The 1168-nt window shown below is 65.6% G+C and carries 1 protein-coding gene; it reads left to right on the top strand.

What is annotated here, in order from left to right; all coding sequences use genetic code 11:
* Positions 1 to 18: 18 nt before the first annotated feature.
* The coding region (locus Q0877_RS17040) for an IS1380 family transposase (protein WP_299170039.1) at positions 19 to 1168 on the top strand (1150 nt) is incomplete at its 3' end.

Below are 1168 nucleotides of genomic sequence, written 5' to 3'. Positions count from 1 at the left end.
TCGAAGGACATCTCGTAGATGCAAGTTTCCCATAGATCCGCCGCCGCGTCAGTTGCCTTCGACGAACCGAATCTCGTGTCGACCGCCGGGCTGCTGCCGACGATGACGTTGGCCCGGGACGCCGGATTACACGAGCTGAGCGATCGGTGGTTGACGGTGCCCACGGACAAGGGCGCCAACCCAGGGTTGAAGGTCGCCTCGCTGGTGGCCGGCATGGTCGCCGGCGCCGACTCGATCGATGACATGGCACTGCTGCGCCACGGCGGAATGAAACGCATCTTCAACGCCTGCTACGCGCCCTCGACACTGGGCTCGTTCCTGCGCTCGTTCACCTTCGGACACGTGCGCCAGCTCGACGCTGTCGCCTCCCGCTTCCTTGCCAGTCTGGCCTCCCGGGCGCCTGTGCTGGGATCCCCTGGCCCGGAGGACTTCGTGTTCGTCGATATCGATGACACGATCATCGAGGTCCACGGCTACGCCAAGCAAGGCTCCGGATACGGATACTCCAAGGTCCGTGGGCTCAACGCCCTGCTGGCCACCGTCTCCACGGCCGACACCGCCCCGGTCATCGCCGCCCAGCGGCTGCGCAAAGGGGCATCGAACTCGGCCCGCGGCGCCCGGCGCCTGGTCACCGACGCCCTGGCAACACTGGCACGCATCCACTCCGGCACCCCGGTGCTGTGCCGTTTCGACTCGGCCTACTACGGCCACGCCCCGATCAGCGCCGCCCTGGCCCGCGGAGCCGACGTGTCGGTGACCGTACGCATGGACCCGGCCGTGAAAAAGGCCATCGCAGCGATCCCAGAGGATGCTTGGGAGAAAATCAACTACACCAACGCGGTTTTCGACGAGGACACCGGCACCTGGATCTCGGTCGCCGAGGTCGCCGAGGCACCGTTCACTGCGTTCTCCTCACGCAAAAAGGCAGAGCAGGTCAGCGGCCGGCTCGTGGTCCGCCGGATCCCGGAGCTGAACCCGAAGGAAACCACCGGTCAGCAGCGACTGCTCGACAAACACCGGCACCACGCGTTCCTCACCACCGTTGACGCCGAAGTCCTGGACACCGTCGCGGCGGACAAAGCCCACCGCAAACACGCCATCATCGAGCAAGTCAACGCCGACCTGAAAGACAGTGCGTTGGCGCACATGCCCTCCGGTAAATTCGCTG

The organism is uncultured Arthrobacter sp. (assembly GCF_947495145.1).
Classification (GTDB): domain Bacteria; phylum Actinomycetota; class Actinomycetes; order Actinomycetales; family Micrococcaceae; genus Arthrobacter_D.
This window is presented reverse-complemented; position numbering and strand designations above follow the sequence as displayed.